The organism is Pseudolysobacter antarcticus (genome assembly GCF_004168365.1).
Lineage (GTDB): Bacteria > Pseudomonadota > Gammaproteobacteria > Xanthomonadales > Rhodanobacteraceae > Pseudolysobacter > Pseudolysobacter antarcticus.
Window position 1 is genome coordinate 4,691,807 of the sequence record NZ_CP035704.1, and the last position, 19,973, is coordinate 4,711,779.

Annotated in this window: 14 protein-coding genes; 5 read left to right on the forward strand and 9 right to left on the reverse strand. The window is 58.1% G+C overall.

The features are described from left to right. Nucleotides 1-1,332, reverse strand: a complete 1,332-nt coding sequence (locus ELE36_RS20135) for an alkaline phosphatase family protein (RefSeq protein ID WP_129836489.1) — start codon at nucleotides 1,330-1,332, stop codon at nucleotides 1-3. 93 nt (nucleotides 1,333-1,425) lie between these two features. Beyond that, entirely contained in the window at nucleotides 1,426-3,726 is a 2,301-nt protein-coding gene (locus ELE36_RS20140) for a TonB-dependent receptor family protein (protein WP_129836491.1), read from the reverse strand. A 395-nt stretch (nucleotides 3,727-4,121) separates the two neighbouring features. On the opposite strand from ELE36_RS20140, the gene xth reads away from it, so the two are divergent. Genes xth through ELE36_RS20155 form a run of 3 tightly spaced genes read left to right on the forward strand, consistent with a single transcriptional unit; the run spans nucleotide 4,122 to nucleotide 8,323 of the window. After that, entirely contained in the window at nucleotides 4,122-4,892 is a 771-nt protein-coding gene (xth, locus tag ELE36_RS20145) for an exodeoxyribonuclease III (protein ID WP_129836493.1), read from the forward strand. Further along, on the forward strand, nucleotides 4,885-5,556 hold the full coding sequence (locus tag ELE36_RS20150; RefSeq protein WP_129836495.1) for a YecA/YgfB family protein: 672 nt from the start codon (nucleotides 4,885-4,887) through the stop codon (nucleotides 5,554-5,556). Before xth ends, ELE36_RS20150 begins: the two co-directional genes overlap by 8 nt. A gap of 13 nt (nucleotides 5,557-5,569) precedes the next feature. Beyond that, nucleotides 5,570-8,323 carry a serine/threonine-protein kinase gene (locus tag ELE36_RS20155; protein WP_165371710.1) on the forward strand — a complete coding sequence of 918 codons (2,754 nt, stop codon included), beginning with the start codon at nucleotides 5,570-5,572 and terminating at the stop codon, nucleotides 8,321-8,323. A gap of 162 nt (nucleotides 8,324-8,485) precedes the next feature. Here the strand turns inward: ELE36_RS20155 and ELE36_RS20160 are convergent, their stop codons facing one another. Next, nucleotides 8,486-10,498 (reverse strand): hypothetical protein, encoded by a 2,013-nt coding sequence (locus ELE36_RS20160; protein WP_129836499.1) that lies wholly within the window; start codon nucleotides 10,496-10,498, stop codon nucleotides 8,486-8,488. 383 nt (nucleotides 10,499-10,881) lie between these two features. Here ELE36_RS20160 and ELE36_RS20165 point away from each other — a divergent pair, with 383 nt between their 5' ends. Next, the gene (locus tag ELE36_RS20165; protein ID WP_129836501.1) at nucleotides 10,882-11,757 is read left to right on the forward strand and encodes a pirin family protein; all 876 of its coding nucleotides are present in this window, start codon (nucleotides 10,882-10,884) and stop codon (nucleotides 11,755-11,757) included. Between the two features lie 137 nt (nucleotides 11,758-11,894). Next, on the forward strand, nucleotides 11,895-12,728 hold the full coding sequence (locus ELE36_RS20170) for an energy transducer TonB (protein WP_129836503.1): 834 nt from the start codon (nucleotides 11,895-11,897) through the stop codon (nucleotides 12,726-12,728). Nucleotides 12,729-12,866: 138 nt separating this feature from the next. Here the strand turns inward: ELE36_RS20170 and ELE36_RS20175 are convergent, their stop codons facing one another. From ELE36_RS20175 to rpmH, 6 genes are all read right to left on the reverse strand, one after another. After that, a complete protein-coding gene (locus ELE36_RS20175) occupies nucleotides 12,867-15,098 on the reverse strand; it encodes a S9 family peptidase (RefSeq protein ID WP_242512320.1) in 2,232 nt (743 codons plus the stop codon). Beyond that, nucleotides 15,095-15,787, reverse strand: coding sequence for a glutathione binding-like protein (locus ELE36_RS20180; protein WP_129836505.1), 693 nt, complete (start codon nucleotides 15,785-15,787; stop codon nucleotides 15,095-15,097). Before ELE36_RS20180 ends, ELE36_RS20175 begins: the two co-directional genes overlap by 4 nt. Nucleotides 15,788-15,890: 103 nt before the next feature. After that, on the reverse strand, nucleotides 15,891-17,237 hold the full coding sequence (gene mnmE, locus ELE36_RS20185; RefSeq protein WP_129836507.1) for a tRNA uridine-5-carboxymethylaminomethyl(34) synthesis GTPase MnmE: 1,347 nt from the start codon (nucleotides 17,235-17,237) through the stop codon (nucleotides 15,891-15,893). Nucleotides 17,238-17,316: 79 nt separating this feature from the next. Then, nucleotides 17,317-19,017, reverse strand: coding sequence for a membrane protein insertase YidC (gene yidC, locus ELE36_RS20190; protein ID WP_129836509.1), 1,701 nt, complete (start codon nucleotides 19,015-19,017; stop codon nucleotides 17,317-17,319). A 177-nt stretch (nucleotides 19,018-19,194) separates the two neighbouring features. Next, nucleotides 19,195-19,587 carry a ribonuclease P protein component gene (gene rnpA / locus ELE36_RS20195; protein ID WP_242512321.1) on the reverse strand — a complete coding sequence of 131 codons (393 nt, stop codon included), beginning with the start codon at nucleotides 19,585-19,587 and terminating at the stop codon, nucleotides 19,195-19,197. Nucleotides 19,588-19,613: 26 nt separating this feature from the next. Next, a complete protein-coding gene (gene rpmH / locus ELE36_RS20200; RefSeq protein WP_129836513.1) occupies nucleotides 19,614-19,748 on the reverse strand; it encodes a 50S ribosomal protein L34 in 135 nt (44 codons plus the stop codon). Nucleotides 19,749-19,973: the final 225 nt, after the last annotated feature.

A 19,973-nucleotide genomic window follows, 5' to 3' on the forward strand; every position in this document is an offset into this window, starting at 1 on the left:
TCAGAAAACCGGTTTGCCTTCCGCGCTTGGCAGATTCACGCCAAGCAACTTTGCCAACGTCGGTGCGATATCGCGCATATCGATCTGACCCAGCGCGTGTCCCGCCGGAATACCCGGACCGCTGATCAGAAACGTCGACTGCATCTCCGGCAAATCAGCGCGATAACCGTGCATGCCGAGATAATGGCTGGCACTCAGCAGCGGCGCTTTCGGATCGGGTCCCATTTCGTAATCGAGTTTGAAATCGAGCCAATAATCGGCCTGCGGATTGCCGCCGAGCGCGGCAATCTGTTCGCGCTCGAGCACACGATCGATGCCGAGATCGGCATTGCCGCGCAGCTTGTCGAGCAAGCTCACCACGCGCTGGCGTACAGCAGCATCTTTCGGGTCGCGCAATACGATCGCGGCGGCACCGGCGTTGTACCACGGCGCGGCATCCCAGCCGCTGATCTGACCGCTCGCATCGAAGCGCAACAGCCCGGCATCGGCAAAGGCTGCGAACAGATTCACATCGTGGTGCAGCGGCGCAAAGCCGTGATCGGAAACGATGCAGACCACGCTGCGCGGATCGGCCTTGCGCGCCGCCGTCACAAGCTGCGCGACGATGTTGTCGATACGTTCCAGCGTGGCGTGCGCGGCAGGCGTATCCGGACCGGATAAATGCTGTTGATGATCCAGCGCAGTGAAATACGCGGTCATGAATTGCGGATGTTTGTGCTCAATCAGATGCACCGCAAAACGCGCGCGATTTTCATCGCCTTCGATGCTCTCGTCGATGCCATCGACGTACGGGCCGAGCTCGTGTTCCATGCTGTCGAGCAAGCCCGGCGTGGCTAGCGCCTTGAGCAATTTTCTATCGTCCGGCATGCCACTGCGCCAGATTTGCGGCAGGTTGAAATCGACCTGCGCGCCGACACTCACGGGCCAGTGTTCATTCGCGGTACGCAAGCCGGCTTGATGCGCCGCATCCCACAACGTCGGCACGCGAATATCTTCGGCATACCAGGCCCAACCGATCTGATTTTTCAGGGTCGGATCAAACGTCAGATTGCTGACGATGCCATGTTTGGCTGGCGACACGCCGGTGATCAGCGTGGTGTGGCTCGGATAGGTCAGCGTCGGCGTGACGCCATGCACCGCGTTGGCGTAACTGCCTTCGCTGAGGAACCGGCGCAGGGTCGGAATTTTCAGCCCGCGTTGCTCGGCTTCGAGCACATCACCGGGGCGCAAACCGTCCAGCGAAATCAGCAGTACCGATGTGTGTTGTGCAGCGTGTGCAGCGAGCGGCAGACTCAGCGCAAGCAAGCAAAAAAAACGTGAGCGGTGTTTCATGAGAATCCTGTTTTGACGCAAGCGAGTAACACGCGTCGACGCATGGTTGCCGCCTGGAGGATCGGCCGCCATGCGCGATGCCTGTAGAACGAGTTACCAGCGCAGATCGACCGAGGCAAAAACCTGTCGCGGCGCGCCGGAAAGCAGGGTGGCGAACGTGCCGGTTGCATCGTCCTTGGCAAAACCATTGGTGCCGACCGTGGCGATGTAATTCTTGTTGGCGAGGTTGCTCACGCCAAGGCTGATGCGCATATCCTTGCTCCAGCTCAGATCGGTACGCTCGTAGCTCAGCGCCGCATCGAACATCCAGTAACTCGGAATGGTCTGATCGTTGAGATAGGTGTAGTAGCGCTTGTCGGTATATTTCGCGCTGAGATTGGCGCTGAAGACATCGAGAAAACGATAATCCAGCGAACTCGAGAACAATTTTTTCGGCGCATCGACCACCTGCTTTCCGGCGATCTGGACGAGCTCGCCGTTGAAATAGTTGGAACGATATTTCGAGTCGTTGTATGCAAACGAATTCAACCAGCTCAGCGACTCGATCGGCTTCCACAACAGCGCCAGCTCCACGCCCTGATTGCGCACCTTGCCGACGTTGGCGAACTGGGTCGGGCAGCTCTGAATTCCGGGGCAGGGCGAGATCAACAACAGGCGATTGCTGAACTCGGCGTTGTACACCGTGGCCGAGGCCTGATACGTCTCATGCGTGCTGCGCACACCAGCCTCGAACGAGGTGGATTGTTCGGGTTTCAAGGTCGATTGCGCGGCGGTGAAGGCAGCCGCACTGGCCGACCACGGCCCGGCCAGGCCCGGCGTGAATGCCGACTGGTTTTTGTTGTAGTTGGCGAATACGTCTTCGTGCTCGGCGAACTTGTAGCTCGCGCCGATCTGCGGCAGGAAATTGTCGTCGGCCTTGAGCGTGCCGGCACCGCGGGAACCGATCACCGAGACACCATCAGTGGTGATGTTCTGCGCCTTGAAACCGTAGTTGATTTTCAGGCGGTCGTTGAGCGTCCACGTATCCTGGATATACGCTTGTTTGGTCTCGGTGCTGAAGCGCTGCTGGAACTGCGTATTGAAGAAGTTGGTGTAGAAATGCGTATCGTCGAGCGGGCCGCTGAGTGCGATATAGCCGCGCTGATCATTGTTGTTGGCCTGCTCGTACCAGAAACCCGCTTCGATGGCATGCGCACCGAAATCGAAATTCAACGCCGTCACCGCACCATTGCGTTCGAGGCGATAATCCGACACACGCAACGAAATCGGCGTGCCATCCGGTGACGCCTGATACGGCGTGAACCAGTGACCTTGACCCTTGTCGGTGTGGTTGTACAGCGTGGTGCGCAACGAGATGTTATCACTCAACGCGAACTCACCTTTTACCCCGATCAGATTGTCGTGGCGAATGCCGCGCGCGCTGTAATACGCATCGTCGATGCTGGTGGTGCCGGCAGGTGCCGGGCCAGTGGGATGCGGATTGTTATAGTAGTTGGCCGCTGCTACAGCTGCTGCCCAGTTCGGCTGGAAATTATCCCAGCGATAACCATCACGTTTGATCAGATCCAGCGACAAATCTTGGTAATCGGTTTCGTCACGATTGGCGATATCGACAAACGCGCTGATCTTGTTGCCGCCCCACTGATACACGACCTTTGCGTTGAGCATGCTTTGATCCTGCGCACCATCGCCGCGCCATTTTTCGCTGGTGGTGCTCGCGCCCGCCAGATACGCACTGAAACCGTTGATCTCGCCAGTATCGGCGCGGATGAAACTGCGCCGCGCATCGTTGCTGCCGACGCCCTGCGAAATGCGCACACCGGCATCCTTGTTCGGATCATCGGTATGCACCGCGATGGTGCCGCCGAGATTGTTGCTGGATGGCATGCCGAGCGCGCCGCCGCCCTGGGCGATCTCGATGCTGCGAATATTTTCGGCGAGGATGGAACGATTTACCGATAAGCCGTTATCGGTCGAATACGCGCCGTTGCCGAGCGGAATGTCGTCGAGCGTGTAGCCCAATTGCTGGCGATTGAAGCCGCGAAATGTGATGCGCTGCGACCACTCGTAAGTACCCCACGCATCCGCCGATTCGAAATACACGCCGGGCAATTTGTCGAGCACCTTGAGCGGGCTGGTACCGAGCGCGGCTTTCTTGATTTCCTCGCGACCGACCGTCTGCACCTGGCGTGTGCTGCCTTCGGAAACCACCGAAATGGTATCGAGCTCGGACGTCGCCGCTGCCGCATCCGCTGGCGCGGCGGACGATGCTGCGCTCGCATCCGTCGCGGCCGCGGCTGTTGTATCCGCGAGCGTATCGGCCAAGGCGTTGCTAGCGTGGCAGAGCACGGCGAAACTCAAGGCGAGAGACAAAGGATGGCGAGTAAATTTCATGGCAACGGCTACCTGGATGGGGAAATTAGGCAAACGCTCGCAGCACCCGGCGCATGAAAACGCGAGTCGGCGGCGTACAAGCCGCGCATTAGGCGTCAAGAAAATGTCAGGCGGGTTGCAGAGAAAAGTCGCTGTGATTGCATGCGCTGTAATTCAGCGCGATCGCCCGCATATTTGCATTGCGCGATCTGCATGCGACATGCATCGAAACAAGTCGTTCGCAAAACCCAACCGCGGTCCGCATTGCGCGATAATGTGCGGGTGCGTGCGGCGCTGTTTTGCGTGGCGCGATCGCAGCTAAAAAATGAATCTCCGTGCAGACGCGATCCCGGGCAGTGGGCGCCGCGCTGCGTTGGGATTACGATGTCCACCCGAACAAACACGATGTCTGACCGATGAAGATCGCGACCTGGAATGTCAACTCGCTGAATGTGCGCCTGCCGCACTTGCTGGAGTGGCTGCGCGCGGCCACGCCGGATATCGTCGCGCTGCAGGAAACCAAACTTGAAGATGCGCGTTTTCCAGCCGCGGCGATCAGCGAACTCGGTTATCACTGCGTCTATTCCGGCCAGAAAACCTACAACGGCGTGGCGCTGCTGAGCCGCGAACCGGCGCGCGATGTGCTGACCGATATTCCGGGCCTCGACGATCCGCAGCGGCGCATCCTGGTCGCGACGATCGGCGACCTGCGTATCGTCAATCTGTATGTGGTCAACGGCCAGGATGTTGGCACCGAAAAATACGCCTACAAACTCGATTGGCTGAAAAAGGTCACCGCATTTCTGCGCGAGGAATTGCAACGCCATCCGCGCCTGATTGTGCTCGGCGATTTCAACATCGTGCCGGAAGATCGCGACATCTACGATCCCGAGGCATGGCGTGGCAAAATTCTTTGTTCGGAACCTGAACGCGCGGCGCTGCAAGGCTTGTTCGATCTCGGCCTGCACGATAGTTTTCGCCTGTTCCAGGCCGAGGCCGGCCACTACAGTTGGTGGGATTATCGGCAGGCCGGCTACAGGCGTAACCTCGGCCTGCGCATCGATCTGATCCTCGCCAGCGCAGCCTTGCGCGAGCGCTGCCGCGGCGCCAGCATCGATGGCGTGCCGCGCGGCTGGGAGCGACCTTCCGATCACACGCCCGCACTATTGGAGTTGAGCGATGACTGAGCAAGACTGGCCGGCCGTGCTGGATGACGCGGAGCTGGAAGAACTCGATAATTTTTTGCGCGCGCACGCCGGCGACGACGATCTGTTGCTTGATGGTGTGCACGGATTATTGACCGCCGTCGGCATCGGGCCGGAACCGATCACGCCCGAAGAATGGCTGCCCGAAGTGCTGCATGAACCGTTCGTCGATGCCGAGCATGGCAAGCGTATTCTCGAACTTATCGCACGACTCAATGAATCCGTTCTGCTCGAAATCGAGTCGGATAGTTACGAGCCCATCCTCGGCGAAGTCGAACTCGAAGACAACGAAACCACGCTCAGCGCAAACGGCTGGTGCGAAGGTTTTTCGCGTGGCGTGGACATGCGCGCGCGCGCGTGGGAAACGCGCCTCGCCGCGGATTCGCAGCTGATGGAATTGCTCGGCCCGATCATGGCGCTGGCGGTCGAGGAAGGCATTTTCACCGCCGACACCGAGTTCGCGCCGCTCAGCGACGAGGAATACGAAGAATGCCTCGCGCAGATTCCTGCCGCGGTTTTCGGCATCGGCCAGTACTGGAATCACGAACCGCTGAGCAGTCTGGAACAGGCCACCGCCAAGGCGGCGAATGCAGCGGCAGCGGCCAAAGGGCCACCACGTCGGCGCGGTGGGCGCTGGGTGCATTGAGTGGAATGCGCCGATGCAAGCTGACAAGTTTGCCGAGATCAAAGCGGTGTTCGCCGAAGTCTGCGAGCTGGCCGAGCCGGAGCTGACCGAGCGCCTGCACGAGCTCACGAGCGATGCCGATGTCAGCGCCGAAGTACGCGCCCTGATGGGCGCGCAGTCGATGCACACCGATCGTTTTGCGCAGCCAATCCGCCAGCTGTTGAGTGCGGTGGCCAGCGAAGATCTGAAAATCGGCCACGGCGGCATGGGCACGGTGTTCCGCGCGCATCGCAGCGACGGTCATTTTCAGCAACTTGCCGCGATCAAACTTTTGCGCGGCATGCCGAGTCTGCGTGCGATCGATTATCTCGCGCAGGAGCGTCAGATTCTGGCGACTCTGGCGCATCCGAATATCTCGCGCCTGCTCGATGGCGGTGCCACGCCGCACGGCCAGCCGTATCTCGTGATGGAATACGTGCAAGGCGAACCGATCGATGTGTATTGTCGCGATCGACGCATATCTGCCACGGAAATTCTTCGGCTGTTTGTGGTGGTGTGCCATGCGGTGAGCTTCGCCCACCAGCGCCTGATCGTGCATTGCGATCTCAAGCCGAACAATATTCTGGTCACGGCCGACGGTCGTCCGCTGCTGCTCGACTTCGGTATCGCGCGCTTGCTGGAAAGCGGCAACACGCCACCGCCTGATCCAGTGCAAGAACCCGGCGATGCGCCGAATAGCTCGACGACGCAATTGAAGCTCACCGGTTATGCGTATACGCCGCGTTACGCCAGCCCCGAGCAGCGCGCGGGCAATGCGGTATCGACCGCTACCGACATCTACAGCCTCGGCCTCATGCTGGTCGAGTTGCTCACGCTAAATACGGCGGCGGCGAATCAAAGCCTGGAAACGCAGTCGATCGCCGATCCCGAACTGCGTGCGATCGCCACCAAAGCCAGCGCCACCGATCCATCACAACGCTATGCCACGGCCGATGCGTTCGCGAGCGATATCGAACGTTTCCTGCGACGTGAACCGGTATTGGCGCTGCAGCCATCGGCGTGGTACGGCATGCGCAAGTTTGTGCAACGGCGCTGGCCGCTGGTCGTAATGGCGGTGTTGTTCGTGCTCACCGTGGCCGGTTTCACCTTGCGCGTGGTCGCCGATCGCAATCGCGCCGAACTGGCCGAGCAGGATGCGCTGGTCGAGCGCGATCATGCGCTGCAGGCACAAACCTCGTCGCGCCAGATCAGCGACTTCATGGTGTCGGTTTTCGACGGCAGCAATCCGGATGCGGGTGGCGGCGAAATTCCCACTTCAAAGCTGGTCGAGCAAGCGCTCGGTCGTATCGATACCGAGCTGAAAGGACAACCGGCCGCTCAGGCGGAACTGTTCAGCACGCTCGCTGGCGTGCAGGTTGTGCTCGGCAACGCCGAACCCGCACGCACCAATTTCACACGCGCAATCGACATTCAGCGCACGCTGGATCAGCCATTGGTGTTGGCGAATATGCTGATGCGCCGCGCCGATACCAGCAAGCGCTCATTCGGCAAGGAAGCGCCCGAAGCGGATGCGCGCGAAGCATTGGCATTGATCGAAAAATACGCCGCGCCGGATTCGGCAATACTGGCAAAAGCGCTCGACCTGCTCGGCACGGTGCTCTCGGAAAGTGGCAAGCATGCCGATGACGAAGCGCTGTTGTTGCGCGCGCTGGCGATCCAGCAACACATCGATCCGATTGGCAGCGGCACAGCCGAAATGTACGCCTCGCTCGGCTCGCGTTACGTGGCCACGGAGGAGTATGAAAAAGCCGTCACTCAATATCAGCGTGGCCTCGAATTGCAAGCCATACTGAACGGCAAAAATAGTGCGACGTACTTTTCGGAACTCGAATCGCTCGGCATGACCTACAGCTACATGCGCCGTTTTGACGAAGCCGAGACCCTATTGCGTCAGGCGCTGGATGGACGGCGCAAACTCGATGGTAGCGACAACGTCGAAATGGCTTGGCGAATGTCGCAACTTGCCCGCGTCATCGACAATTCAGGCCGACCGCGCCAAGCCGCGCCGGTATATCGCGAAGCACTCACGATCGGCGCGAAAAAGATGGGCGTGACCTCGGTGTCTTATGCCGTGCTGTTGATCAATCTGGCAATTTCGAGCCGTCGCAGCGGTGACTTTGCCAGCGCCGAGCAAGCCTATGCGCAGGCATTGCCGATCATCGATCATGCGTGGCCGGCCAGCAATCGCAGCCTGCAACGCGTACGCAACGAGTACGGCACGCTGCTGCTGCGCGAGGGCAAGATCGATGCCGCACGGACACCGCTGTTCACCGCCTATGAAGCGCGACTGGCCGCACTCGGCGCGGAACATGCGGACGTCAGCCAATCGTTGACCAACCTCGCCGAATGGGAACTGAAATCGAGTCATCTCGACAAAGCGATGCAACGGCTGGCCAGCGTCGAACCGCACGCCGAAAAACTTGATGCACTCGATCACGCCGCCTACGAACGTGTGCTCGGATTGACCCAAGCCAAACGCGGCCATAACGACGATGCTCTGTTGCATTTGCAGCGCGCGGAGAAATTGATACACGACATACTCGGCGAGCGCGATCCACGCACATGGCTCAGCATGCTCGATCGCGCCGAACTGCTGGCTGCGCAGAACAATCTGCAATCACACGCGGCAAGTGCCGCGCTCGCCACGGAAATGTTGCGCGGAATCGGCGATGGACTGATGCCCGATTCGGCGCTGCTCGCACATATCAAGCAGCTCGCCAACCGCTAAGCGCCATTGAGCGCGTTTCTGCAGTTGCGAACAATCTGCTACGACGGACAGTTGCGTGCATTAATTGAAGTACTAAATGCGCCTAGTTTTCTGAGTTCGGTACCTTGCTCAGCGCGTGATCGGCTCCTCCTAGTGAAATTGAATTGGCGCAGCGCCGCCTGCTTATGTCATAGGAATCTGTAAATGTTCAAAGAATGCGCGATTGCGTTTTTTTGCATCATTGAGCACCTTATCGAATGAGATAATCTCAATGTAACACCCAGCATTCTGGTGATATTTGAAGTACCCCTCGTTGTCCGGCGTCTTGACGAAATCGTGGCTCTCGGCTATCGCACGAATCCTTGGCGTCAGGCTACAGAGGATATAAGCGTAGAAAGGAATTGCTCCGACATTAATGGTACATTGATCCTTGTCTTTTGCTTGCCCTTCCTTGATTTTTCGCACATATCGAAGCACCTGATCAACTGGATTCTCGTCCTTCTGCGGATACTCATTTCTTTCGGGTCGCTTAAACTCAACAATCACAACCGACTGGTACGGACTTTTCGTCTCGGTGAACGCACGTGGAGTGTTGAATACAACAACATCTGGCTCGTCGCGCTCTTCGGTATGTATTATCTTTAGCTTCGCAAGCGGTAAATCGGAAGCTAAATAAGTGTGATAGGCAAGCCTTTCGTCTACTACCCAGAGATTTTGACGTGAAAACTCCACCTCTTTCGAGTTCACTCGCATCGGATAGATAAGACCGTGCACAAAGTCCTCGCGCGCGTAGGCACCACTTTCTTGAATTTTCAGCGCGCTCTCAAGCATCTCCAAAATTGTTCGTCGATGAACAACATATTTGGCTAACGCAGCCTTGCCTAGCTCATTCTCTTCGTCTATATATTGCTCATAGAGTGACTTGTATTCCGAATTACCTAATGCGGACTCCAAAGGTACTGCTTTAATCTCCGACGCGCGCTGTCGATGTTCAACTTCGATATCACGCTGTGTTTTGTACATCTCTATGTCGAGTTGATCGTCCGAGAGATTCGGCGGAATTTGGTCTAGTCGCTCGCGATATCGTTCGAGAAGCTGGAAGCGAAATTGCGGGGCTTTCGTTTGTACAAAAGTCTCGATGGCTTGGCGCTTTTCTTGCTTCAGCGCGGCCATGTACGGTTGAGCAACTTGGCGAAGTGCATCAACCACGCGCGCGTCTAATTCTTCACGCGTCATCTCTTCCGGAAAGGCTAAGTCTGCTTCTGGTAGGAACATAAAATTTGTACGCTCTGAATTGACCTTTTCATCCAGGTATGGTCCGGATACGTAAGTTCTAAAAACGAATTGGTGGCCTTCGCTATCCGTAAATCTAGCAGTTAAGTTTGTGTCTACCTTGCTAGCTTTCCAGTTAAGTACCTCGCGCTTATTTGCACAGTAAGAGATGGTATGCGTTTTCACAGAGCTAGATTGATATCGTAAAATGGTTGCTTTTAGCTGGTGTCCTCGAATCTCGAACTTGATGTCTTGCGCCCGCTCCGTCGCTTCGTCAGCGAAAATTTTGTTCAGGCTCAAGAACTGACCGTTTGTGTCGTGCAGAACGATTTTCGGGCAAGATCCGCTCACAAAATAGATAAGCAGATGATCAATCATCTTGCGAGCTATGGTATCCAGAGATTTCGGGAAATGTTTTTCGTATTCTGATAGCAACGAAGTAAGCGTTACAGCTGTTTTGCTTTCTTTGATTTTCGCCAGAGTTACGCTTTCGCTTTCAACGCCATCGGTGGTATTAACGAATGCGAAAGCGCGACACGTCCAAACATCGCCATCGAGATAAGTGCTATCGACGTTGGCCTTTGTAAAGACCTTCAGCCAAGTGAAGCGACCAATGCCTTTATTTCCTCGATTCGCTTTTCGCGTCGAATCTGAAAGAAAGAACGCTCGAAAATTGCCGTCATCGAAGCCGACGCCGTTGTCGACAATAGTAACGTCTCGAATTGAAGAAAGCGCTCCATCCTCTGTGCCAATTACGATTCCTTGGGCGGTGTCGCGTTCGAAGTACACATCAATCTGACCGTTCGCGATTTTCGCCTCTTCGATTGCTTCAATAGAGTTGACTAAGCACTCGAATAATGGAATCAGCGGTTGAGTAACCGGAAGCTGCAAATTTCCAATACGACCAACGATATCGACTTGCATACGTATTTCCATCCCTCGTGGATTCGTCAAACAGTATTGATGTCGCGCTATGGAAACGCAATCTTTGACAAGCGTGCACAGGCTGGCAATATCCTGCAGGTCTTACGAACGCGCACATCACTTGATATGAGTCAAAGGTCTCATGAGAAGACGTGACCAACATTGCTGTCGAAGATCATCGCTTCACTTAGTGATCTATATCTATTCGATGGATAGGCTCCGTTTTCTAGCGCCCATGCGGCCATCCCGTCACTGGCTCGCATCATACAAATTTACGTGAAGATTGGTTTCGTAACGGCAACAATCTGTTTCTATCGCAGGTATTCTGTTTGTGGCCTGCGCCACTACATCATGCGGATCGTAAATATCGAGGTCGGGTCGCCATGAATATTTCTGTGCAAGAATCCGCTGCCAGCGTTTCATCAACCGCGCAGAGGCGCGTCAAACAGATCGTGCGCGGACGCGCCACCAGCGATGGTGCGGGAGTGAAACTCACGCGCGTGATCGGTTCGGCCGAACTGCCGGATCTTGATCCGTTCCTGATGCTTGACGAGTTCGGTTCGGACAAACCCGGCGATTATCTGGCGGGTTTTCCGGAACATCCCCACCGCGGTTTCGAGACCGTCACCTACATGCTGGCCGGGCGCATGCGTCATCACGACAACCAGGGCAACACCGGCCTGCTCGGCCCCGGCAGCGTGCAATGGATGACTGCCGGCCGCGGCATCATGCACTCGGAAATGCCGGAGCAAGAGGATGGCCTGATGCAGGGTTTTCAACTGTGGGTGAACCTGCCCGCGCGCGACAAGATGTGTGCGCCGCGCTATCAGGATATTCCCGCCGATGCGGTGCCGCTGATCACGCCCGCGCCGGGTGTGCAAGTGCGCGTGCTCGCGGGTTCGCTTGGTGATATCGAAGGCCCGGTGCGTGCGGTGGCGACGGCACCGGTTTACCTCGACATCACGCTGCAGCCATCGACGCAGTTCAGCGTGCCGTTGCCGCGCGAGCATTCCGCATTTGCATATGTGTTCGAGGGTGAGGCGGTCATCGGTGATGAGACTGCGGTGCAACGTGGCCAGTTGGCGGTGTTGAGCACGGGTGACGCGGTGACTTTGACCGCAAGCAAGAACGGCGCACGGATGATTCTGGTCGCGGGCCAACCGCTGCGCGAACCGGTCGCGAAGTACGGCCCGTTCGTGATGAATACGCAGCAGGAAATAGTGCAGGCGGTCGAGGATTTCCGCGCTGGCAAGTTCTGATCAACACCGTTCTGATCGACAGCGCACGCAGCACGTGCGTGCGCTGATATCCCGTCTACCGTGCCGCCTCCGCGTGCAGTTGACAGGTGCTTTTGGCGCGCCTAGGCTCGAACCCTGTTTGTCACAGGGAGTGGGGAATGGCTCGCGCTTACGCTTTGTACTTCGATGCTCCGCCGTCCAATATCGACCGCCGCGCCAGGCAATTCCTGCTGGCCGGTATTTTTCTGCTTCATCTGCTTTTTATCGGCTGGGTATTACGCACGCCGACATCGGATATCCAGGCGGTTTCCTCGCGCATGATGGTGGAGTTGCATTCATTCACGTCCAGCGTCACCAGCCCGGCGCATCGCACGACCCTCACCAACAAGACTGCGGTCATGCCCGGAATTTCTGCAGCCAGCGCCGCACCGCGCCAACACGCCGAGATAGCGCGTGTCGCGGATAACGCCAAGCCGCGCATTACCGGACAGATCAATCCGAGTGCCGGCGACAGCGCATCCAGCGCAGCCGCACTAACGGCGGCCGCGGCGGGTGTACACGCCGATGGCAACGACGCCGGCCAGTCCAACGGCGGTAGCGGCGGCATACACCGCGGTTTTGTGCCGCCACGCGTGCAATCGCGCTGGAAGCCGCCATACCCGATGGAAGCCTTCATGGCGCACTTGGAAGGCGAAGCCTTTGTCCTGGTCAGGGTTGCTGCAGATGGCAGACTGGTCGATGCCTCCATCGACAAATCATCGGGCAATGTCGCGCTGGACGATGCTTCGCTGGCGGCGATCCGCCGTTATACGTTCAAGGCCGCGCAAAAAAACGACGCTGCCATCGAGGCCCAGGCCATCGTCAGTATCGCCTGGCGCATCAACGACAGCACCAATGTCGTGGTCGAGGTCAACTTGCCAGGCGACCGACGAGACTACGACAATGCGCAGTCCATCAATCGGTTGAAGGCTTTTTCCTCCGCCAGCCACTGAGTTGCAACAACCGCATTCGCGCGGCTGCGCTCGCAGCGCAATGATCGCGTCAGCGGATTGGCACAGGCGCGTTGCGCCTGACACTCGCGTCTATGCGCACGAGTGCAGGCATTGGTTTCACAGCTTGGGATGCTGCGATTACGGCTTGAGTTTCTCGTCGAAGAATTTCGCAATCAAGCTGAATACGTGTTTGCGCATCGCCGGCGTCGACAGTCCATGCTTGCCGCCGGGGTAGGTCATGAGCTCGAATTGCGTGCCGCGATTCTGCAGCTCGGCCATGAGTTTGGTCGAGTTGGTAAACAGTACGTTGTCGTCGGCCATGCCGTGCACGAGCAGCAGTGGTGACTTCAAACCATCCAGATAAGGCCAGACCGAACTGGCCGTATAGCCGTCCATATTGGTTTTTGGCGAATCCAGATAACGCTCGGTGTAATGGCTGTCATACAGGCGCCAATCGGTGACTGGCGCCACCGCCACGCCGGCGGCGATCTGATCGGATGCCTTGGCCAGCATCATCAGCGCCATGTAGCCGCCGTAGCTCCAGCCGAACACGCCGATGTGCTTGCCATCGACGTAGGGCAGGGATTTCAGATAGGCGATGCCGGCGAGCTGATCGTGCACTTCGGCATTGCCCATCTGCTTGAAGATCGCATCCTCGAACTGGCGTCCGCGCCGCGGCGTGCCGCGATTGTCGAGCGAGAAAACCACGTAACCGTGCTGCACCATGTACTGATCGAAATGATCGCCCCAGGCGCGGTTGACGAGCTGGCGGCCCGGCCCACCGTAGAAGCGGAAAAACACAGGATATTTTTTTGATGCATCGAAATCGGCGGGTTTGTAGAGTCGGTAATAAAGGGCTTGACCATCCTCGGCCTTGACCGTACCGAATTCCGGTGCGCTCAATGCTTCACGATACGGCGCATACGGATGCGTGACATCGAGCGTGTTCGCTTCGATGATCGCGAGCTGCGCGCCGTCCGGTGCATGGATCGTGACTCTCGGCGGCGTGAGAGGATCCGACCACGTATCGACATACAGACTCGCATTGTCAGCGAACACCGCATCGTGCCAGCCATCTTCGCGAGAGATGCGCTCGGGCGCGATACCGCCATCTCCGTCGAGCGGCAATGCATAAATCTGTGCATCGAGAGCATTGTCGCGATTGCCAGCCACATACACCTTGCCCGCGGCCTCATCGACGCCGAGCACCTTGTCGATATCCCACTCGCCGCTGCTCAGGGCGTGGCGCAGCGTTCCATCCAGCCCGTACAGATAAAGCTGTTTGTAGCCGCTGCGTTCGGACGCCCAAATAAACGTATCCTGTTTGTGCAGGAAGGTCAGGTCGTCATGCAGGTTGATCCAGGTCTTGCTGGTTTCGGTCAGCAATATTTTCGGCGTGCCATAACGCACGTCCGCCAGCAGCAGATCGAGCGTGCGCTGATCGCGACTTTGACGCTGCACGGCGAGACGCTGCGCATCCGGCAACCAGTTCACGCGGGCGAGATAGATGTCTTCGTTCTTGCCGAGATCGATCCAGTTCGGCTTGCCGCCCTTCGGCGAAACCACGCCGAGGCGCACACGCACGTTGTTGTCGCCCGCGGCCGGATAACGCTGTTCGACCACCTCAGTATGATCGGCGAACAATTCCGAACGCTTGACCAGCGGCACCTTGGTTTCATCGAAGCGTTCGAACGCGACAGCAGAATCGTCCGGCGCCCACCAGTAACCGCTGGCGCGTGCCATTTCTTCCTGCGCAACAAATTCGGCTTCGGCGTTATGGATGACACCGCCGCCATCGTGCGTGAGTTGTTGCAACGTGCCTTTTTGCAAATCGATCGTCCACAGATTCTGCTGACTCACGAACGAGGCATAACGGCCGCGTGGCGAGATCTGTGCGTCGAGAAATTCGAGGCCGACGCGGGTTATCGGGCGCACGGCTTTTTCCGGTACGACGGTCAAATCGTAAAGGTATAAAACGCCACCTAGTGGAAAAAGCAACTTTTTGCTATCCGGCGCCCAACGATAACTGACGATGCCCTTGAGGCTGGCGGTACGCTGACGTTCGCGTCGGGCCTTTTCGGCTTCCGATACGATTTCCGTGTCACCCGCAACTAACGCATGCGAATCCACCAATAGCCGCGTGCTCTTGTCGGCGAGGTTGTATTCCCACAGGTCGAGCTGGTTCTGATCCTCCGTCTTGCCGCGCAGAAAAGTCACACGCGAACCGTCCGGCGCGATATGCAAACTGCGCGGGCTCGCACCGTTAAGATTCGGATCGGAAAATATCCGCTCGATGCTGAGCTTCTCGGCAGCAGCGGTCGCACACACGGTCATGGAGATCATTCCGGCTAGCCAACGTACTCGATTCATAGGCCTTTACCTTGCCCGAACAAAACCTTTTTTGCTTCCTCGCTCATTGGCGCCGACGCGTCGCGGAACGCGCCTTGCGCATACGCGCGCACGGTGCCCGGACGCGCCGCAATCGCATCGAACCAGCGCTGCAGATTCGGGTGATCGGCGAGATCCATGCCTTGCCGTTGCCACGGCACAATCCACGGATAACAGGCCATGTCGGCGATGCTGTACTCATCGCCAGCGATGAACGCGCGGCCATCCAGTTGTTTGTCGAGCACGCCGTACAGACGTTTGCTTTCGCGCACATAACGCTCGATCGCATACGGGATTTTTTCCGGCGCATAAATGTTGAAATGATGATTCTGGCCTAGCATCGGCCCGAGCCCGCCCATCTGCCAGAACAGCCATTCGAGCACCGTCTTGCGGCCACGCAAATCGGTCGGAATGCACTTGCCGGATTTCTCGGCGAGATACAGCAAGATCGCACCGGACTCGAACAACGATAGCGGCGCGCCGCCATCGGCTGGCGCGTGATCGACGATCGCGGGCATGCGATTGTTCGGCGAAATTTTCAGGAACTCCGGCTGGAACTGCTCGCCCGATCCGATATCGACTCGCTTGATCGTGTACGGCAAGCCAGCCTCTTCCAGCAGCATCGTGATTTTGTGGCCGTTCGGCGTGGGCCAATAATGCAGGTCGATCATGCGGCAATCCTCAAGCGGGCAAAGCGCAAGCTTAAAGTAGAAGCGGCGCGTTTGCGTGTGCCGTTTGCCGGTGATTTTTCAGCGGCGGCTACCACCCGGTTATCTACTTGCCGATGCAAAAACTGCTGAAGATCGCGCCGAGCAGATCTTCACTGTCGAATTCGCCGGTGATGCTGGCCAGTGCATTTTGTGCGGCGTGCAATTCTTCGGCGGCGAGTTCGCCAGCACGCAATTCGAGCAACGCATTTGTCGCATCGCGCAGATGGATTTCCACCTGCTCGAGCGCGGCTACATGCCGTGTGCGTGCACTGAAACTTCCGGTGGCGGCGTCGCCGTGTCCGGCCAGCCGTTTGAGTTCGCTGCGCAATAATTCGAGGCCGACACCGGTATGAGCGGAGAGCCAGATTTGCGTTTCGTGATCGCTATGCTCGTGCCGTGCCGACTCGCCACTCAGGTCGATCTTGTTGTGCACGATAATCCGTGCCGCGCTGGGCGCGCCGGTTTGCAGCAAGCTGCGATCGGCACTGGCATGCGCGCTGTCAGTGACCAGCAACAGCACATCAGCGCGTGCGAGTTCGTCACGCGCGCGTCGCATGCCTTCCTGCTCGATCAGGTCGCCGGACTCGTGCAGACCTGCGGTATCGACCAGGGTCAGGGCAATGCCATCGAGGTTGATCGCTTCGCGCAACACGTCGCGCGTTGTGCCGGCGACTGGTGTGACGATGGCGCGATCGATCTCGGCCAATGCATTCAACAGACTGGATTTTCCCGCATTCGGACGACCGACGATGACGACATGCAGACCGTCGCGCAGCACCACGCCGCGGCGCGTTTGTGCGAGCAGATCGCGCGCATGCGCAGCGAGCGTCAGTATGTCTTCGCGCAACTGCGGCGCGCTAAGGAAATCGACTTCTTCCTCCGGAAAATCAATCGCCGCCTCGATGTAGACACGCAGGCGCACTAGCGCATCGAGCAGCCGTTGCACGCGTCGCGAAAATTCGCCATCGAGACTGCGCATGGCGGCGCGCGCGGCAAGTTCAGATTGGCTCGCGATCAGATCGGCAATCGCTTCGGCCTGGGCCAGATCGAGCTTGCCATTGAGATAAGCACGTTCGGAAAATTCGCCGGCGCGCGCCGGTCGTGCGCCGAGTTCGAACAAACGTTGCAGGAGCAGATTCAGCACCACCGGACTGCCATGCGCATGCAGTTCCAGCACATGCTCGCCGGTGAACGAATGTGGTGCGGGAAAATACAGGGCGAGACCGCGATCCAGCACGGCGCCGTTGCGATCGCGAAACTTCGCGTAATTCGCGTGGCGCGCGACCGGGAGAGTGCCGAGCAAGGCCTCGGCGATGAGCGCAACCGCCGGCCCGGAAACACGCACCACGCCGATGCCGGCGGCACCCGGCGGCGTGGCGATGGCAGCGATGGTATCGGTGTGCTCGATCATGCGTGACAGTGTATCGGCATCAGCATGTTCCAGTGCGCCGCGCCGGCAATTCGCGGCGCGGCATTATTTCTGAAACAGATTACGCGACCGCGATCGCGCCGCTCTCGATGCGCTTCGTGATGACGTATTGCTGCAGCAGCGACAAGCCGCCGTTCACCGTCCAGTACAACACCAGACCAGCCGGGAAGAACGCGAACATCACCGCCATCATCACCGGCATCGCCTTCATCATCTTGGCCTGGGTCGGATCCATACCGACGGTCGGTGTGAGGAACTGCGTCGCGAGCATCACGCCGGCATTCAAGATCGGCAACACAAAATACGGATCAGGCGCGGACAGATTCTGGATCCACAGCATGAACGGCGCCTGGCGCAATTCAACGCTTTCCAGCAGCACCCAATACAGCGCAAGGAACACTGGAAACTGCACCAACATCGGCAGACAGCCGCTGACCGGATTGATCTTTTCTTTCTGATACAACTCGAGCATCGCGGCGTTGAGTTTTTGCTTGTCGTCGCCGTAGCGTTCTTTCAAAGCGGCCAGGCGCGGCTGTACTTTTTTCATCTTCGCCGACGATTTGAACTGCGCTTCGGAGAGTTTGTAAAACGCGAGCTTGATCAAAACTACTAGCAAGATGATCGCAAAACCCCAGTTGCCGACGAAACGATGGATCTCGCTGAGAATCCAGTGCAACGGCTGCGAGATCACAGTGAACATGCCGTAGTCAACGGTCAACTCCAGCCCCGGCGCGACCGTGGCGAGCGTGCTCTGCAGCTTGGGTCCGATATACAAGCGTGCGTCGAAACTTTTGGTTTCGCCGGGCGCGACCGTGATGGCCGGCGACATGCTGCGGATCAAGTAACGCGGCGTGCCGGCATTGGTCACGACCGCCGTGGAATATTGATCGGCCTCGTCGGCCTTCGGCACCCACGCCGCAAAGAAATAATGCTGCAGCATGCCGACCCAGCCGCCGGTGATAGTCTTGTTCAGCGGCGTGGCAGCGTATTTATCGAAGCCGAGTTTCTGAAACTTGTCCTGCGGGCTGTACCACGCGGCACCGGCGAATGCGAATTTTTCCGGATTGCTGAAAGAGAATCCGCTGCTGACGATGACCACTGGCAGGCGCTGCAACTGGCGGTATTCGCTGCCGCTCCAAGGCGTGGTACCGGCATTGCTGATTTCCTCACGCTGCTCGACCGCATAACTTGCGCGCGTGAATTTGTATACTTTGCGCACTTTTATACCGGAGGCGTCGGTCCACGTCAGAGGTACTTCGAGCGTGTCGCTGCCGTCCGCAAGCGTGTACTCGGTTTTCTCGGCGCTGAACTGCGCCTGGTGATCCGGAGCGGGGCTGGCTGCACTGACTAGGCCGGATTGGGCGATGAAGAAATTCGTTGCATCGTCGCTGAGCAGGCGCACTGGATGATCGGTTTCTTTCGGCGCAATCGGATACGCACGCAAATCGGCGCGGACGATCGCGCCACCGCGCGTATCGATACTGATGTTGAATACATCGGTAGTGATGTTGACGAGTTGCGCTGGCGCGGTAGTCGCCGGGCTTGTTGTCGTGGCGGCATCGGCGGGCGGCTTCGGTATTTCACCGGGTGCTGCCGGCACGTCGTTAGGCACTGCCTTGGCTGCATCGCCGCTAGCCGTGTTTGTAATCGCGGCCGGGCTGGTCACTGACGGCGGCGCCGCATAATCGGTCTGCCATTGCTGCCAGAGCAGGTAACCGACAAACAACACGGCAAGCAGGAGAAACGGGCGGGTATTCGGCATGTTCGTCAAATCCAGGTTCCGGGTTGTCCGGATGAGATGAGGTGTGTGCTCGGCAACCACGATCGTTGCGAGCGGCTCACCGTTATCGGGGCTGCGTTATTGTGTGGGTGCGGACAGGGTGAAATGCAACGCGGCGAAGACTGCTGATGCACACGCTTGTTGGGAGAGCAAAAAGCATCAGGAATCGGCGCGCATTGTGCCGGCTGCGGGGTTACGGTTCAATGCCGCCGTATTCAGCGCCGTAAGCTTGCGCCAGAGGATGGCCAAGTCGGCGCGCAGGTCCTCGACACTTTGCTGCGCAGCCGTAGTGCGCGCAATTACCAGAATATCGACTGGCGGTAGGGCGGCTTTCGAGAGACGAAAACTTTCGCGTACCTGACGTTTGATCTTGTTGCGCACGACCGCACGTTTGGAAACCCGACGAGATACCGCAAGCCCGAGGCGTGCAGTATCAAAGTCAGTCGATCGGTATTCGATATGGAAAAAGCGACAAGGCAGTCGCTTGCCACTGCGCCGTAGCGCGAGAAAATCCCCAGGCGCTAGCAGACGCGCGGCGCGTGGGAAGCTCATGGCTTCCATGGCGCCGCCAGTCGCGATCAGGGAGTCAGGCGCTTGCGGCCCTTGGCACGACGCGCGTTGATCACGGCACGGCCACCGCGCGTTTTCATGCGGGCACGAAAGCCGTGGGTACGGGCGCGTTTGAGATTACTGGGTTGGAAAGTGCGCTTCATGGCGAAGGCTCTGCTGGAAGTCGAAAAAGGAGCGGGAGCATAAGCGGCGACGGCCTCATGTGTCAAGGAATACGCACTGGCAACGTGTTGGAGATGCCGGATGGGTCACCCCGGTGACTATTGTTTCACAGTTTCTTTTCTGGCGATGTTGCTGCCTTGCGCGCCGTTTATCTGGCGCGTTTGGTCCTGTTTGTTGCGCGCAGCAAACACCCTCGCACGACATGG

Coding starts and splice junctions, on each gene's coding strand:
- xth (WP_129836493.1), top strand. CDS start 4,122: ATGAAGATCGCGACCTGGAATGTCAACTCGCTGAATGTGCGCCTGCCG.
- ELE36_RS20175 (WP_242512320.1), bottom strand. CDS start 15,098: ATGAATCGAGTACGTTGGCTAGCCGGAATGATCTCCATGACCGTGTGT.
- ELE36_RS20150 (WP_129836495.1), top strand. CDS start 4,885: ATGACTGAGCAAGACTGGCCGGCCGTGCTGGATGACGCGGAGCTGGAA.
- ELE36_RS20180 (WP_129836505.1), bottom strand. CDS start 15,787: ATGATCGACCTGCATTATTGGCCCACGCCGAACGGCCACAAAATCACG.
- ELE36_RS20160 (WP_129836499.1), bottom strand. CDS start 10,498: ATGCAAGTCGATATCGTTGGTCGTATTGGAAATTTGCAGCTTCCGGTT.
- rpmH (WP_129836513.1), bottom strand. CDS start 19,748: ATGAAGCGCACTTTCCAACCCAGTAATCTCAAACGCGCCCGTACCCAC.
- rnpA (WP_242512321.1), bottom strand. CDS start 19,587: ATGAGCTTCCCACGCGCCGCGCGTCTGCTAGCGCCTGGGGATTTTCTC.
- mnmE (WP_129836507.1), bottom strand. CDS start 17,237: ATGATCGAGCACACCGATACCATCGCTGCCATCGCCACGCCGCCGGGT.
- yidC (WP_129836509.1), bottom strand. CDS start 19,017: ATGCCGAATACCCGCCCGTTTCTCCTGCTTGCCGTGTTGTTTGTCGGT.
- ELE36_RS20135 (WP_129836489.1), bottom strand. CDS start 1,332: ATGAAACACCGCTCACGTTTTTTTTGCTTGCTTGCGCTGAGTCTGCCG.
- ELE36_RS20170 (WP_129836503.1), top strand. CDS start 11,895: ATGGCTCGCGCTTACGCTTTGTACTTCGATGCTCCGCCGTCCAATATC.
- ELE36_RS20155 (WP_165371710.1), top strand. CDS start 5,570: ATGCAAGCTGACAAGTTTGCCGAGATCAAAGCGGTGTTCGCCGAAGTC.
- ELE36_RS20140 (WP_129836491.1), bottom strand. CDS start 3,726: ATGAAATTTACTCGCCATCCTTTGTCTCTCGCCTTGAGTTTCGCCGTG.
- ELE36_RS20165 (WP_129836501.1), top strand. CDS start 10,882: ATGAATATTTCTGTGCAAGAATCCGCTGCCAGCGTTTCATCAACCGCG.